The organism is Bacillus sp. BB081, assembly GCF_008368895.1.
Classification (GTDB): Bacteria; Bacillota; Bacilli; order Bacillales; family Bacillaceae_G; genus Bacillus_A; species Bacillus_A wiedmannii.
This window is the reverse complement of record NZ_QOZX01000152.1, coordinates 1-804: the sequence shown is the minus strand read 5'-3', so window position 1 is coordinate 804 and position 804 is coordinate 1. Positions and strand designations below refer to the sequence as shown.

The window sequence follows — 804 nt, the reverse complement described above, 5'->3', positions numbered from 1 at the left end:
TCCTGTATCGATTTGGTATGTAGTTTATTTTTAGAACGGCTAGCCGATGTCGTACTGTTGGCAGTTCCCATTTCTTCCTCCTTACATAATGCTTTCTTTAGTAACACGTTTAAAAATGCCATTCGCTGCAAACAACAAGAACAGACTAATCACCGAGTTAAAAATATTGATCGCTGTACCGAATGAATAACGACCCATGGACAGTCCATAATTAAGCGCATACAAATCAAGAACTTCAGAATAATCAATGACCATATGATTACCTAGCAGAAATTGCTTTTCAAAGCCATTACCTAGCAGGTGACCAATAGACATAATGAGAAGCACAATAATGGTCGGTCGGATGCCCGGTAGTGTAATATGCCACATTTGTTTTAGACGGCTGGCACCATCTACTCGTGCAGCTTCATATCGTTCGGGCCCAATGCTTGAAATAGCAGCCAAATAAATAATTGCGTTCCAACCCGTTTCTTTCCAAATATCTGCACTGGTGACGATATACCAAAGACAATGTCCTTGAGACATAAACGGAATCGGCTGATCGACCAGATTGAGACCTAGCAATATACTGTTTACAACACCACCATCTGTGGACAGCATTTTGGTAACAATCCCTGCTGCAACTACCCATGATACAAAGTGAGGCAGATAAGATACGGTCTGTACAAATCGCTTCATTACCCCAATGCGGACTTCATTAAGTATTAAGGCAAAAATGACTGGTACTACAAATCCTGCCACCAGCCCCATGAAACTCATTGCCAGTGTGTTACGAAGAACCTGATAGAAGTGGTCATCTTGAAA

General features: G+C 41.4%; 1 protein-coding gene. It reads right to left on the bottom strand.

Going from position 1 to position 804, the window contains the following annotated elements; translation table 11 throughout:
* Positions 1 to 81: 81 nt before the first annotated feature.
* The coding region (locus tag DN394_RS28785; RefSeq protein ID WP_149294475.1) for an ABC transporter permease at positions 82 to 804 on the bottom strand (723 nt) is incomplete at its 5' end.